The 14241-nt window shown below is 59.9% G+C and carries 9 protein-coding genes; 5 read left to right on the forward strand and 4 right to left on the reverse strand.

The genetic code is table 11. From position 1 onward, the window contains the following. Positions 1-283 precede the first annotated feature (283 nt). Positions 284-2686: a maltodextrin phosphorylase gene (gene malP / locus K6L24_RS02835; RefSeq protein WP_187509453.1), complete on the forward strand. Its 2403-nt coding sequence runs from the start codon at positions 284-286 to the stop codon at positions 2684-2686. Positions 2687-2695: 9 nt separating this feature from the next. Further along, the gene (malQ, locus tag K6L24_RS02840; protein WP_187509454.1) at positions 2696-4783 is read left to right on the forward strand and encodes a 4-alpha-glucanotransferase; all 2088 of its coding nucleotides are present in this window, start codon (positions 2696-2698) and stop codon (positions 4781-4783) included. Between the two features lie 802 nt (positions 4784-5585). Here the strand turns inward: malQ and malG are convergent. The 3 genes from malG to malE all read right to left on the reverse strand — a co-directional run bounded on the left by malG (position 5586) and on the right by malE (position 9357). Next, a complete protein-coding gene (malG, locus tag K6L24_RS02845) occupies positions 5586-6476 on the reverse strand; it encodes a maltose ABC transporter permease MalG (protein WP_062744382.1) in 891 nt (296 codons plus the stop codon). Positions 6477-6488: 12 nt separating this feature from the next. After that, on the reverse strand, positions 6489-8054 hold the full coding sequence (gene malF, locus K6L24_RS02850; RefSeq protein WP_062744381.1) for a maltose ABC transporter permease MalF: 1566 nt from the start codon (positions 8052-8054) through the stop codon (positions 6489-6491). Positions 8055-8142: 88 nt separating this feature from the next. Beyond that, the gene (malE, locus tag K6L24_RS02855) at positions 8143-9357 is read right to left on the reverse strand and encodes a maltose/maltodextrin ABC transporter substrate-binding protein MalE (RefSeq protein WP_062744380.1); all 1215 of its coding nucleotides are present in this window, start codon (positions 9355-9357) and stop codon (positions 8143-8145) included. Between the two features lie 376 nt (positions 9358-9733). On the opposite strand from malE, the gene malK reads away from it, so the two are divergent. The 3 genes from malK to malM all read left to right on the forward strand — a co-directional run bounded on the left by malK (position 9734) and on the right by malM (position 13275). Then, entirely contained in the window at positions 9734-10843 is a 1110-nt protein-coding gene (gene malK, locus K6L24_RS02860; protein ID WP_062744379.1) for a maltose/maltodextrin ABC transporter ATP-binding protein MalK, read from the forward strand. 26 nt (positions 10844-10869) lie between these two features. Then, complete coding sequence (locus K6L24_RS02865) at positions 10870-12168, forward strand: maltoporin (RefSeq protein ID WP_162901007.1); 1299 nt, start codon at positions 10870-10872, stop codon at positions 12166-12168. A 216-nt stretch (positions 12169-12384) separates the two neighbouring features. Continuing rightward, entirely contained in the window at positions 12385-13275 is an 891-nt protein-coding gene (gene malM, locus K6L24_RS02870; RefSeq protein ID WP_062744377.1) for a maltose operon protein MalM, read from the forward strand. 55 nt (positions 13276-13330) lie between these two features. Here malM and K6L24_RS02875 read toward each other — a convergent pair whose 3' ends face one another. Beyond that, the gene (locus K6L24_RS02875; RefSeq protein ID WP_222681932.1) at positions 13331-14143 is read right to left on the reverse strand and encodes a GNAT family N-acetyltransferase; all 813 of its coding nucleotides are present in this window, start codon (positions 14141-14143) and stop codon (positions 13331-13333) included. Positions 14144-14241 lie beyond the last annotated feature (98 nt).

The raw sequence follows: 14241 nt of genomic DNA on the forward strand, positions 1-14241 counted from the left end.
TTTATTTCGCAGCGCGTAATTAATCACTTTTTCTAAAGTCCTCCTTTGAAACATCGAATGCAACAATGTTACGTATTTACATGCCGTTAACTTGCTCTGCATCACATTTCTAAAGACAAATTTTTGACCCCCTCCCCCTGACCGCCCGTCTCCTCCGGCTACGCCCCGTTTCTCCTCCCTGCCTAATCGCTGGCGGGAGGATGCCGCCCCGCGCTGAAGGTTGCAGCATAGCGCTTAATAACACTCCACTTTTCCTACAGACTCCCGAATAAAGAGGCATGTGATGCAGGTGACTTTAGATAAAACGCAGTTTATCGCCGCGCTAAAACGCCAGTGGCAGGGGTTCGGCTTACAGCAGGCACAGGACATGACGCCGCACCAGTGGTGGCAGGCAACCAGCGCGGCGCTGTCAGAGCAGCTGAACGCGCAGCCCGCACCCGCAGCGACGCCGCACCCGCAGCGTCATGTGAACTATATTTCAATGGAGTTTCTGATTGGCCGCCTGACCGCCAATAATCTGATCAACCTCGGCTGGTATGACACGGTCAGCCAGGCGCTGCAGGAGCAGGGCGTTGAGCTGGCCGACGTGCTGGAGCAGGAGACCGACCCGGCGCTGGGCAACGGCGGCCTGGGCCGTCTGGCGGCCTGTTTCCTCGATTCGATGGCCACCGTCGGGCAGCCCGCCACCGGTTACGGTTTAAACTACCAGTACGGCCTGTTCCGCCAGTCCTTTGAGGCCGGGCAGCAGCAGGAGGCCCCGGACAACTGGCAGCGCGAAAGCTATCCGTGGTTCAGTCACAACAGTGCGCTGTCGGTGGACGTCGCCTTTGGCGGTAAGCTGGTGAAGGATGCGCAGGGCGCAGAGCAGTGGCAGCCGGCGTTCACGCTGCGCGGCGAAGCCTGGGACCTGCCGGTCGTCGGCTACCAGAATGGCGTCACCCAGCCGCTGCGCCTGTGGCAGGCCACCGACGTGCATCCGTTCGACCTGGCGCTGTTTAACGACGGCGCGTTCCTCAGGGCAGAGCAGAAGGGCATCGACGCCGCGAAGCTGACCAAAGTGCTCTACCCGAACGACAACCACGATGCCGGCAAGCGCCTGCGCCTGATGCAGCAGTATTTCCAGTGCGCGTGCTCGGTGGCGGACATTCTGCGCCGCCATCACTTCCTCGGCCGCAAAATTCAGGATCTGCCCGACTATGAGGTGATCCAGCTGAACGACACCCATCCGACCATCGCCATCCCGGAGCTGCTGCGCATCCTGCTTGACGAGCATCAGCTGGAATGGGACGCGGCCTGGGGTATCGTGCAGAGAACCTTTGCCTACACCAACCACACGCTGATGCCGGAAGCGCTGGAGTGCTGGGATGAGAAGCTGGTACGCAGCCTGCTGCCGCGCCACTTCTCGCTGATCAAAGCCATTAACGCCCGTTTCCGTAAGGTCGTCGAAAAACAGTGGCCGGGCGACAAAGCGGTGTGGGAAAAGCTCTCGGTGCATCAGAACCGCCAGGTGCGCATGGCCAACCTGTGCGTGGTCAGCGGCTTTGCGGTGAACGGCGTCGCGGCGCTGCACTCCGGGCTGGTGGTGAAGGATCTGTTCCCGGAATATCACCAGCTGTGGCCGACGAAATTCCACAACGTCACCAACGGTATCACCCCGCGCCGCTGGTTAAAGCAGTGCAACCCGGCGCTCTCAGCGCTGATCGATGACACGCTGAAAACCGAATGGGTGACGGATCTCGATGCGCTGCAGGGGCTGGAAGCATCGCTGGATGATATGGCGTTCTGCCAGCGCTATCAGCAGATTAAGCGTGACAATAAAATCCGGCTGGCGGCGTACGTGAAGCAGGTCACCGGGCTGACGCTGAACCCGGAGGCGATCTTCGACGTGCAGATCAAACGCCTGCACGAATACAAACGTCAGCATCTCAACCTGCTGCATATTCTGTCGCTCTACCGCCAGCTGCGTGATAACCCGGAAATGGACATCGTGCCGCGCGTGTTCCTGTTCGGTGCCAAAGCGGCACCGGGCTATTACCTGGCGAAAAACATCATTTATGCCATCAACCAGGTAGCGGAAAAGGTCAATAACGACCCGCTGGTGCGTGACCGCCTGAAAGTGGTGTTTATCCCGGATTACCGCGTGTCGGTGGCCGAGCTAATGATCCCGGCGGCGGACGTCTCCGAGCAGATCTCCACGGCCGGTAAAGAAGCCTCCGGCACCGGCAACATGAAGCTGGCGCTCAACGGCGCGATGACCGTCGGCACGCTCGACGGGGCCAACGTCGAAATAGCCGAGCAGGTAGGCGAAGACAATATCTTTATCTTCGGCAACACCGTCGATCAGGTCAAAGCGCTGCAGGCGAAAGGCTACGATCCGCGGGCCCTGCGCAAAAAAGATAAGCATCTGGACAGCATTCTGACAGAGCTGGAAAACGGCTTCTTCAGCAACGGGGATAAAACGGCCTTCAGCCTGATGCTCGACAGCCTGCTCGGCGGCGGCGATCCGTATCTGGTGCTGGCAGACTTTGCGGATTACTGCGCCGCACAGCGCAAGGTCGATCTGCTGTTCCGCGATCGCGAGGCGTGGACGCGTAAAACCATCCTCAACACCGCCCGCGTCGGCATGTTCAGCTCTGATCGCGCCATTCGCGACTATCAGCAGCGTATCTGGCAGGCGAAACGCTAAGGAGTCCGCATGGAGAACAACACACTGGAGCAGGCGGCCAGGGAGGCGGGGATCGCCGCCGGTTTTATCAATGCGCACGGCCAGCAGCAGGCAATTGCGGCGGAAACCAGGCGGGAGCTGTTAATGGCGATGGGCTGGACGGTGGCAGGACACAGGCCCGCCACCCCGGTGCCGGGGGTGAAAGTGTTTGTTGCCGGGCAGCGCCTGGCGCTGCCGGTGGAGGGGGACGGGGAATACCTGTGGACACTGCAGCTGGAGGGCGGTGCCACGCAGCGCGGGCGCATCAGCGGTAAAATGACGCTGGCGCTGGCGGGGAAGATCCCGCCCGGCTACCACCAGCTGACGCTGACGCAGGAGAGTGAAGAGTGGCAGTGCCGGGTGATTGTCGCCCCGAAACGCTGCTATGAACCGGATGCCCTGCTGGCCGGGAAAAAGCTGTGGGGAGCCTGCGTGCAGCTGTATACGCTGCGGTCGGACAGTAACTGGGGCATCGGGGATTTTGGCGATCTGAATCTGCTGCTGAAGAACATTGCCGAACGCGGCGGGGCCTTCGTCGGGCTGAACCCGATCCATGCGCTCTATCCGGCCAACCCGGCGGCGGCCAGTCCTTACAGCCCGTCATCGCGCCGCTGGCTGAACGTCGTGTATATCGACGTTGGCGCGGTGGACGATTTCCGGCAGAGCGACGCGGCGCAGCGCTGGTGGCAGCAGCCTGATACCCAGCAGCGATTAAAAGCCGCCCGTGCCAGCGACGAGGTGGATTATGCCAGCGTGGTGCCGCTCAAGCTGGAAGGGCTGCGGCTGGCCTATGCGCATTTTCTCGGGCGTAAGCCGCAGGATGCGCAGGTCAGAGCGCTGGCCAGCTTTACCCGCGAAGGCGGGGAGAGCCTCTGGCTGCAGGCCGCGTTTGACGCGCTGTACGCCCACCTGGCGCAGGAGAGCGGTAAAGGGGTGGGCTGGAACCAGTGGCCCGAACAGTATCACGACGCCCGCGGCCCGGCGGTACGGGCGTTCTGCGAGCAGCACGCGCAGGAGGTGGCGTTTTATCTCTGGCTGCAGTGGCTGGCGGAAACCCAGTTCGCCAGGTGCTATCACACCAGCCAGCAGCAGGCGATGCCGATGGGGCTGTATCGCGATCTGGCGGTCGGTGTGGTCGGCGGCGGCGCGGAAACCTGGAGCGATGGCGACCTGTACTGCCTGAAAGCCTCGGTGGGCGCGCCGCCGGATATTCTCGGCCCGCAGGGCCAGAACTGGGATCTGCGGCCGATGGATCCGCATGTGATGGTGAAGCGCGGCTATCAGCCGTTTATCGATCTGCTGCGGGCCAATATGACCAGCTGCGGGGCGCTGCGTATCGATCATGTGATGGCGCTGCTGCGCCTGTGGTGGATCCCGGCGGGAGAGACGGCGGATAAAGGGGCCTACGTGCACTATCCGGTGGACGATCTGCTGGCGATCCTCGCGCTGGAGAGCCAGCGCCATCGCTGTATGGTGATCGGTGAAGATCTGGGGACGGTGCCGGTGGAGATTGTCAGCAAGCTGCGCGAAGGCGGGGTTTACTCTTACAAGGTGCTCTATTTTGAGCGCGATGAGGAGAATAACTTCCGTGCGCCGCAGTCCTATCCGGTGCAGGCGATGGCGACCATCACCACGCACGATCTGCCCACGCTGCGCGGCTACTGGCAGGCGGACGATCTGGCGCTGGGGAAAACGCTTGGCCTGTATCGTGATGACAGCGTGCTGCAGGAGCTGTATCTCGACCGCGCTCGCGCGCGTCAGGGGCTGCTGGACGGGCTGCATCACTACGGCTGTATTCCACAGAAAACCGGCCGCCATGCTGAACTGATGGCGATGACACCGGTGATTAACCGCGGCCTGCAACGCTATGTGGCCGACAGCGCCTGCGCGCTGCTGGGCCTTCAGCCGGAGGACTGGCTGGATATGGCCACGCCGGTGAATGTGCCGGGCACCAGCGATGAGTATCCCAACTGGCGGCGTAAGCTCTCGCACACGCTGGAGGAGATGTTCGCTGACGATCGGGTCAATAAGCTGATCAAGGATCTGGATAAACGGCGGCGCAGGGTGTCGGTGAGCTGAGGTCAAAGCAGTGAAAAAAGGGTTTCTGCCGGTGGGGGAAACCCTTTTTTGTTGGGTAAAATCATCAGAATCAGGGGGCGGCCACTGAGGTATCCCTGTAAAACTACACCGGCATTATCCGTGTCCGGTCTTCTGTTCCGATCGACCAGTGACGCAGGTCTGCACGATGGTCCAGGTCAACGTCAAGGACGTTTCGCTTTCCCGCTGCGCGGGCTGAGCGACCCAGGGCGGCCAGTCGCCGCCGCCCTGGGGACCCGGGCTTGCGGCAGGCGCATCGCCCGCTTTCAGCGGGTGCCTTCGCAAGCGTCGTTCACCGACGCACCGGTCGTGACGGCACATCCCTGTGCCGGCTCTCCCTCTCACCGCCGTCCTGGCGGTTCGTCCTGGTTCACTGTGCTTCCTCAGCGCTGCTGAATGCCGCCTGAACGTCAAAACCCAGGTCAACATCCAAACCAATTCGCAGAGAGCATCATGTTATTGCTGTTTTAAAACTTACAGCGAACAATCGTTCTGCGGGGATGGAGCCAGTCTGAGGTAAGCCGGACGTCACGCACCAGGGAGGGGGCGTGTCGAGGCCCGCAGGGATGCGTCTTTTGCCGTTCCGGCGTGCTCAGACTGGCCTCAGACCTGTCACAGACATGTCAGCCAGTGGAAAAGCGCTGACAGGTTTTTCATGGTTGCTCAGGTAGCTATCCCTTACTGGCTTCAGTAGATAAAAAAGGGCGGCTTATTCAGCCGCCCAGGACACAGGGAAAAGTACTACACCCGTTACCGGGATAAAGCGCAAAAATATCGCAATAAACTAACCCTTTACCCCGCCGGCCGTCAGGCCACCGACCAGCCAGCGCTGGGCGATGAGGAACACCGCCGTAATCGGAATGGCAGAGAGGATCGCGGCGGCGGCGAAGTCACCCCACAGGTAGTTCTGCGGGTTCAGATACTGCTGCATTCCCACCGCCAGCGTATAGCTGTTCACATCGCGCAACAGCAGAGAGGCCACCGGCACCTCGGTGATCGCAGCGATAAAGGAGAGGATAAACACCACCGCCAGAATCGGCACTGACAGCGGCAGCAGCACCAGACGGAACGCCTGCCACGGCGACGCACCGTCCAGCGCGGCGGCTTCTTCCAGCGAGCTGTCGATGGTTTCGAAATAGCCCTTTATCGTCCATACGTGCAGGGCGATACCGCCCATATAGGCGAAGATCACCCCGCCGTGGGTGTTCAGCCCGAGGAACGGGATGTAAATACCCAGGCGGTCAAACAGGGCGTAGAGCGCCACCAGCGACAGCACCGCCGGGAACATCTGGAAGATCAGCATCCCTTTCAGCAGCGAACTTTTGCCACGAAACTTCATGCGGGCAAAAGCATAGGCGCAGGTGGTGGACAGCGCCACGATGCCCACGGCAGTGATCCCGGCGATCTTGATCGAGTTCCACAGCCACAGCAGCACCGGGAACGGTGGTGGCGTCAGGCTGCCGTCGCTGTTGGTTACGCTGATCCCCAGCGCCAGCTTCCAGTGATCCCACGACACCTGATCCGGGATCAGGCTCCCCGTGGCAAAGTTACCCGGCCGCAGCGAGATGGTGAACACCATCAGCAGCGGGAACAGGATCAGCGCCAGAAAACTCAGCAGTAACAGGTGCGTCACCAGCAGTCTGACTTTTTGCGACCTCGGTTTTACCATCGGCATTGTTGTTACTCCCTAGTCGAATTTCATACGTGAGGCTTTCAGGTTGACGACAGCCAGCGCGCCGACCAGCAGGAAGATCAGCGTGGCAATCGCCGCCGCCAGTCCGAAGTCCTGCCCGCCACCGCCCTCAAAGGCGATGCGATAGGTGTAGCTCACCAGCAGGTCGGTATGCCCGGCAGGCGTGGTGGTGCCCAGCATGTCCGGCCCGCCGTTGGTCAGCAGCTGGATCAGCACGAAGTTGTTAAAGTTAAAGGCAAAGCTGGCGATCATCAGTGGCGTCAGCGGTTTGATCAGCAGCGGCAGCGTGATGCGGAAGAAGTTCTGCATCGGGGTTGCACCGTCCATTGCCGACGCCTCGTAGAGATCGTCCGGGATCGCCTTCAGCAGGCCCATGCACAGGATCATCATGTAGGGATACCCCAGCCAGGTATTGACGATGATGATCATGCTCTTCGCCGTCCAGGGATCGCTGAACCACGCCGGTTTAATCCCAAACAGCGCGTTGAGCATCAGGTTGATCTCCCCGAAGCTCTGGTTAAACAGCCCTTTGAAGATCAGGATGGAAATAAACGCCGGGACGGCGTAGGGCAGGATCAGCAGGATACGGTACGCCGCTTTGCCTTTCAGTTCTTCCCACTGCACCACGCAGGCCAGCACCATGCCGACGGCAACGGTCAGCACCACGGTGAGCAGCGCAAAAATCACCGTCCAGACAAAGATAGACAGGAAGGGTTTCTGAATGCCGTCATCGTGCAGCACGCGCAGGAAGTTGTCCCAGCCGATGCCGACGGTAAAGCCGGGGCTGAGTTTTTCTGCCTGCCATTCTCCCCCGGCGTTCACCGCCTGGTAAAAACCGCTCGCCATATTCGGCCGGTAGACCACGCCGGATTGGGCATCGGTCAGCTGCTGGTTCTCTTTATTCAACTGGTAGAGCGGCTGCGTGCCGGAAAACTGGCGCAGGGAACTCATGCGCAGGATGCTGCCGTCCGGCAGGGCGGCCTGCAGTTTGCCCAGCGCCTGGCGGTTCTGCGTCACCACGCGCAGCCCGGCTTTTTCCCCGGTGGGAGCCGCCTGCGGCGTCAGGGTCAGCGTTTTCGCGTCAGAGGCATCAAAGGCGAAAGGTGGGGAAACCAGCACCTCGCTGCTGTCCGGAGAGGTCAGCGCCAGCTGCCAGCGGTCGCCGGACGGGTAGAGGGCAAAATTCAGCGCCTTGCCGCCCTGGAATTCACGGCCCATCAGCACCGACTGCGCACGTTCAAACGTCAGCTGGTTGGTGCTGCTGTAGTTGGTAAAGGCAATGGCAATGGTGCAGACCAGCGGGAACAGGACGAATAACGCCATGCCGGCCAGGCCGGGGTAAACATAGCGCCATGAGTAGGCACGGCGGTTTCCGTAGATATACAGGCCGGTACTGGCGAGGATCAGGGCCAGAACGGCAAACAGATATTCACCCTGCGCATACATCAGCACGATCAGATAACCGGTTAAGCAGGCGAGCAGGCCGATGGCCAGCCATTTCAGCGCATGACTCAACGGCCGTTTTTTTTCAGCGGTCAGACCGGTTTGGGCTACTGGCATAGGGGCTATCCTTGTAGGAACGATGGGGAGCCCGCAGGCTCCGCACCGTTTATTTCATTACCTCAACGGCATCAGTCAGTTAACGTATTTATTTGGTAATGCGCGACTCAACGTCTTTCAGCGCCTGCGGCACGGTCTGACGGCCATTCACCGCGTTGATAATCGCACTGCGCTCGGCATACCAGAACGCGCTCATCTGCGGGATGTTCGGCATGATTTCACCGTTTTTCGAGTTCGCCATGGTGGCGGCGATGCGCGGATCTTTCTCCAGTTTTTCCTGGTACGATTTCAGCGCAACCGCGCCCAGCGGTTTGTCTTTGTTGACGTCGCTCAGGCCCGCGTCGGTGATCAGGTAGTTTTCCAGGAACTCTTTTGCCAGCTCTTTGTTCGGGCTGGCGGCGTTAATCCCGGCAGTCAGCACGCCGACGAACGGCTTAGACGGTTTGCCGTGGAAGGTGGGCAGCAGCGCCACGCCGTAGTTGATTTTGCTCTTGTCGAGGTTTGACCACGCCCACGGCCCGTCGATGGTCATCGCGGTCTGGCCCTTGTTAAAGGCGGCTTCAGCGATGGAGTAGTCGGTGTCGGCGTTAATGTGTTTGTTTTTCACCAGGTCGATAATGAACTGTAAGCCGGCGCGGGAGCCGTCGTTATTCACCCCGGTGTCTTTGATGTTGTATTTGCCGTTTTCATACTTGTACGCATAACCACCGTCAGCGGCGATGATCGGCCAGGTAAAGTAGGGTTCCTGTAGGTTCCACATGATGGCGCTTTTGCCTTTGGCACGCAGCGCGGTGTCCAGCGCCGGGATCTCTTCCCAGGTTTTCGGCGCGTCTTTAATCAGGTCTTTGTTGTAAATCAGCGACAGCGCTTCCACCGCGACCGGATAGCCGATCAGCTTGCCGTTGAAGGTGACCGCGTCCCAGGTGAACGGGAACAGTTTGTCTTTAAACGCCTGGTCCGGGCTGACTTCCGCCAGCAGGCCGGACTGGGCATAACCGCCAAAGCGGTCGTGCGCCCAGAAAATAATGTCAGGGCCGCCGCCGGTGGCCGCCACCTGCGGGTATTTTTCTTCCAGCTTGTCCGGGTGTTCTACCGTGACTTTAATGCCGGTGTCTTTTTCGAATTTCTTACCGACTTCCGCCAGGCCGTTATAGCCTTTATCCCCGTTGATCCAGATGACCAGCTTCCCTTCTTCTATTTTGGCAAAGGCAGAAGAGGACAGCACCATGGACGCAAGCGCGGAGAGGGCCAGGGCATGTTGAACGACTTTTTTAATGGAAGGAGCCTTAATGCTGAGAGTCATAATCCAATCCTTTTATTCTCTGTTAGGAGCCGGTAAGGCTGATGTCACAGACGGGATGACAGGGTACCGCGTCAGTGTGGATTCAACCCGGCCTGGCTTCATCATCCCCCCCTCTACGCCCCCGGCTCTCAGAGTGTGATCCCACCGACACTCTCAGGCGTTATGTGCTTTACCGCTCAACAATCCCCTTCATTTTTTGCAACCCCGATCACGAATTTGCAGGTTGTTGTGAACTTTCAGCCGCAGGCAGGGCGCTCGCGTCCTCCCTGCGTCTCCCCCGTGAAAAATTTTGTTACGGATGATTACGCTTAACCGCTATTCCTTCACTCTTCGTTGCATCGAGTTTTCTCGCAGGATTCAGGTACAGGAGTTCAGGATGGCGAGCGTTTCCCTTAACAGCGTGTACAAGGCCTTTGGTAAGACGGTGATTTCCAGCGACATCAATCTGGACATCCAGGAAGGCGAATTCGTGGTATTTGTCGGCCCTTCCGGCTGCGGTAAGTCAACGCTGCTGCGGATGATTGCCGGTCTGGAAGACATCACCTCCGGTGAGTTGAAAATTGGCGATAAACGCATGAACGAGGTGCCGCCCGCAGAGCGTGGGATCGGCATGGTGTTCCAGTCCTATGCGCTGTATCCCCACCTGTCGGTGGCTGAGAACATGTCGTTCGGGCTGAAGCTGGCCGGGACGAAGAAGGCTGAAATCAGTCAGCGGGTGAACCAGGTCTCGGAGGTGCTGCAGCTGGCGCACCTGCTGGAACGCCGTCCGAAAGCCCTGTCGGGCGGGCAGCGTCAGCGCGTGGCGATTGGCCGTACGCTGGTGGCGGAACCGACGGTCTTCCTGCTGGATGAACCGCTGTCTAACCTTGATGCCGCGCTGCGCGTACAGATGCGCATTGAGATATCCCGTCTGCATAAGCGCCTGAAGCGCACCATGATTTACGTCACCCACGACCAGGTTGAAGCAATGACGCTGGCCGACAAAATCGTGGTGCTCGACGCCGGGCACATCGCCCAGGTCGGCAAACCGCTTGAACTGTATCACTACCCCGCCAACCGCTTTGTCGCCGGGTTTATCGGCTCGCCAAAAATGAATTTCCTGCCGGTCAAAGTCACCGGTGTGGAACCACAGCGCGTGCAGGTTGAGCTGCCCAACCGTCAGCAGGTCTGGCTGCCGGTGGAAGGCACCGACGTGATCGTCGGCAGCAATCTGTCGCTGGGGGTGCGCCCCGAACATCTGCTGCCGGGCGATATCGCCGAAGTGACGCTGTCCGGTGAGGTTCAGGTGGTAGAGCAGCTGGGTAACGAAACCCAGATTCATATCCAAATTCCGGCTATCCGTCAGAACCTGGTGTACCGCCAGAATGACGTGGTGCTGGTAGAAGAAGGTGCAACATTCGCCATCGGTTTGCCGCCACACCGCTGCCATCTGTTCCGCGAAGATGGAACAGCATGTCGCCGGTTACACCCCGAACCCGGCGTTTGAAAGCACGCGATCCCCTACAGGAGAAAATGATGATAACAATGCGTAGTGCTTCCCTGTCGCTGGCAGTGGCTGCCGGTATCCTTTCTGCACAAGCGATGGCGGTTGATTTTACCGGTTATGCCCGTTCCGGGATTGGCTGGTCAGGCAGCGGCGGCGAGCAGCAGTGCTTCAAAGCCACCGGTGCCGACAGCAAATACCGTCTGGGTAACGAGTGTGAAACCTATGCCGAGTTAAAGCTGGGTCAGGAAGTGTGGAAGGAAGGCGATAAGAGTTTCTACTTTGATACTAACGTCGCCTATTCCGTGTCGCAGCAGAACGACTGGGAGTCAACCGATCCGGCTTTCCGTGAGGCCAACGTGAAGGGGAAAAACCTGATCGAATGGCTGCCGGGGGCGACAATGTGGGCCGGTAAGCGCTTCTATCAGCGTCATGACGTGCACATGATTGACTTCTACTACTGGGATATCTCGGGCCCGGGTGCCGGTCTGGAGGATATCGACCTGGGCTTCGGTAAGCTGTCACTGGCTGCCACACGTAATACCGAAAGCGGCGGATCGTTCGGCTATATCGCCGACCAGCGTAATGAAGTCGCCACCTCCAACGATGTGTTCGACGTGCGTCTGGCCGGGCTGAACACCAACCCGGGCGGCGTGCTGGAGCTGGGTGTGGACTACGGCCGTGCCAATGCGCGTGATGGCTACTCGCTGGCTGACGATGCCACCAAAGACGGCTGGCTGCTGACGGCGGAGCACACGCAGAGCATTTATAACGGCTTCAACAAGTTTGTGGTGCAGTATGCCGCTGACGCCATGACCGATCCGGGGCAGGGCGCGGCCAACGGCCATTCCAACGGTTCGGCGATCAACAACAACGGCAGCATGGTGCGCGTGCTCGACCACGGTGCCATTGATTTCAACGACACCTGGAGCCTGATGTATGTCGGCATGTACCAGGACGTTGACCGTGACAACAACAACGGCACCACCTGGTACACCGTGGGTATGCGCCCGATGTACAAGTGGACGCCGATCATGAGCACCCTGCTGGAAGTGGGCTATGACAACGTCAAGTCCCAGCGTACCGGCGACCGCAACGGTCAGTACAAAGTGACCCTGGCCCAGCAGTGGCAGGCAGGCAGCAGTATCTGGTCGCGTCCGGCCATCCGCGTGTTCGCCACCTATGCGAACTGGGATGAGAAGTGGGGCTATGACACGGATACCGGCACCAGCAACGGCTTAGCCATGAATGACACCAGCGCCCGTACGTTCAGCCGTGGCAATGACGATGAAGTGACGTTTGGCGCGCAGATGGAAGTCTGGTGGTAACTTTTTCCTTCCTGTTTCGCGCTGCTGATGCGTTGGCTGCGCGGCCTCGCCCCGGTCACGTAGTGGTCTACGTTCCCGGGGACTTGGCCACTTGCCGCCTTCCAGCAACACGAAACAGTTTGGAAAAAGCTGTGTTTAACATGAGCTAAGAAGTGCTGGCTGGCGGTATATCAGTGGATAGCCGCCAGCCTTTAGCGTGATCAAAAGGAAACAACGATGAGAAAAAATCTGCTGTCACTGTGTCTGTCGCTGAGCCTGCTGGCGGCGTCGCCTGCCGGGGTGTTTGCCGCGCAGCATGATGCCAATACCGCCCCGGCGATCGCGAGTGAGACCCTGCGCCACCTTTCATGGACGCCGCTGGTACCGCCGGTGACGCAGGATGTGACGCTGGGAACCGCCAGCGCAAAGATTAATCAGGGTGATATTCAGGGGGCCGTGGCGGCTTTTGCCCTGCCTGCCGACCGGGGATCGCTTGAGATCACGCTGACCAGTATTGCCACCGGTAAAACGGTGTATGCCCCGAACGTGTTAGTGCTGGATGAGCAGATGCGTCCGGCAGCCTTTTACCCTTCCAGCTATTTCCCGTATCAGCCGCCGGGCATCGTTTCCAGCGACCGTCTGGAGGGCACCCTGAAACTGACGCCTGCACTGGGCCAGAAACAGATCTTCCTGCTGGTGTATACCACGCGCCAGGATCTGGCGGGCAGTACGCAGATGGTGAACCCGGCGAAAGCCTATGCGGCGGGCGTGGGTAACGCCGTGCCGGATATCCCGGATCCGGTGGCGCGCCATACGCCGGCCGGCACGTTAAGCCTGAAAGTCACCGCCGAGCAGAAAACCGGCAACGTGATGATTGGCCAGATCTTCCCGGCAGCGGCACCGGCAGCTGCACCGGTGGTGGTGGGCAATAACGCGCCGGCAACTCCGCCAGCGCCGGCGAAAGCGGCGGAGCCGATGCTCGACGATTCTGAAAGCTATTTTAACGACGCAATTAAGAAAGCGGTGAAAGCGGGCAACGTGGATAAGGCGCTGAAGCTGCTGGACGAAGCGGAACGCCTCGGGTCGAAAACGGCACGGCAAACCTTTATTGACAGCGTGAAACGCTGATAGCGGTTTAACCGCCGCCCCTCGCGGTGAGGGAGGGGCGCGGGCCTGGGCGGATTTACCGGCTTAAACACATCTCATACTGCGTCAGCGCCATCGGTTCAAAGCCAGCCTTGTGGAACAGGGGAGCCAGCCTTTGCGGTACCGCCACGGGCGTGCGGATCCCCGGATAGTGCGCACCGATGCTGGCCAGCAAATCGCTGCCCAGCCCCTGACGGCGGCAGGCCGGATCAACAAAAAGATAACGCAGCTGTGGCGTCCCTGTCAGCCGGTCGATCACCCCCCATGCAGGCTCACCGTTGCCCACGACCTCACAGGGCAGCGCCGGGAACGCGAGCGGATCAAGCAGCCACGGCGTCTCCTCCTGCGGGGCGCGCCAGATGGCGTGCAACAGCACGTCGGTGGGCGTGTGCTCAAGAGGGGGCGCAGATCCCGGTGAGGGGCCCGGCCCGCTAAACCCCAGCAGCGTCTGTGTAATGCGAAAGCCCAGCGTCTCATAAAGCGCGATCGCCGCCGTATTATCCCCGATGACCTCCAGCCAGATCGGCCCGATATGCTCCGCCGCCAGGCGGGACAGCACTGCCGTCATCATCGGCTTCGCCCGCCCCTGACCGCGAAAGTCCGGGTTCAGCGCAAAGGCCGCGATCCTCGCCTCACGACCGCGCGTGGCAATCAGGACGATGGCCACGGGCGTCTCCCCCTGCATCCACACGCCGGAGTGCTGAAAATTCAGCCCTTCAGCGCCAAAGCGCGTAGCAAAATAGTCCGGCGTGACCGACAGTGGCACCACATACTGCTGAAAGCAGGTATTCATGATGTCACTGAGCTGCACGATGCTGAAGTGAAGCGCAGGAACAAAGACAGATGACATAGTCAGACTCCGTTGTCGTGATGGCTGCTGGCAGAAGCCCTCTCCGTGCTCAGTATTCAGCGCGGGCGGCGGCTGAAGCCCGGTAAGCTTACCGCTGA

This window comes from Erwinia persicina (assembly GCF_019844095.1).
GTDB classification, from domain to species: Bacteria; Pseudomonadota; Gammaproteobacteria; order Enterobacterales; family Enterobacteriaceae; genus Erwinia; species Erwinia persicina.

Bases quoted from the DNA above. Each gene is read 5' to 3' on its own strand.
- malQ (WP_187509454.1), top strand. From the start codon at position 2,696: ATGGAGAACAACACACTGGAGCAGGCGGCCAGGGAGGCGGGGATCGCC.
- K6L24_RS02875 (WP_222681932.1), bottom strand. From the start codon at position 14,143: ATGTCATCTGTCTTTGTTCCTGCGCTTCACTTCAGCATCGTGCAGCTC.
- malF (WP_062744381.1), bottom strand. From the start codon at position 8,054: ATGCCAGTAGCCCAAACCGGTCTGACCGCTGAAAAAAAACGGCCGTTG.
- malK (WP_062744379.1), top strand. From the start codon at position 9,734: ATGGCGAGCGTTTCCCTTAACAGCGTGTACAAGGCCTTTGGTAAGACG.
- malG (WP_062744382.1), bottom strand. From the start codon at position 6,476: ATGCCGATGGTAAAACCGAGGTCGCAAAAAGTCAGACTGCTGGTGACG.
- malP (WP_187509453.1), top strand. From the start codon at position 284: ATGCAGGTGACTTTAGATAAAACGCAGTTTATCGCCGCGCTAAAACGC.
- malE (WP_062744380.1), bottom strand. From the start codon at position 9,357: ATGACTCTCAGCATTAAGGCTCCTTCCATTAAAAAAGTCGTTCAACAT.
- malM (WP_062744377.1), top strand. From the start codon at position 12,385: ATGAGAAAAAATCTGCTGTCACTGTGTCTGTCGCTGAGCCTGCTGGCG.
- K6L24_RS02865 (WP_162901007.1), top strand. From the start codon at position 10,870: ATGATGATAACAATGCGTAGTGCTTCCCTGTCGCTGGCAGTGGCTGCC.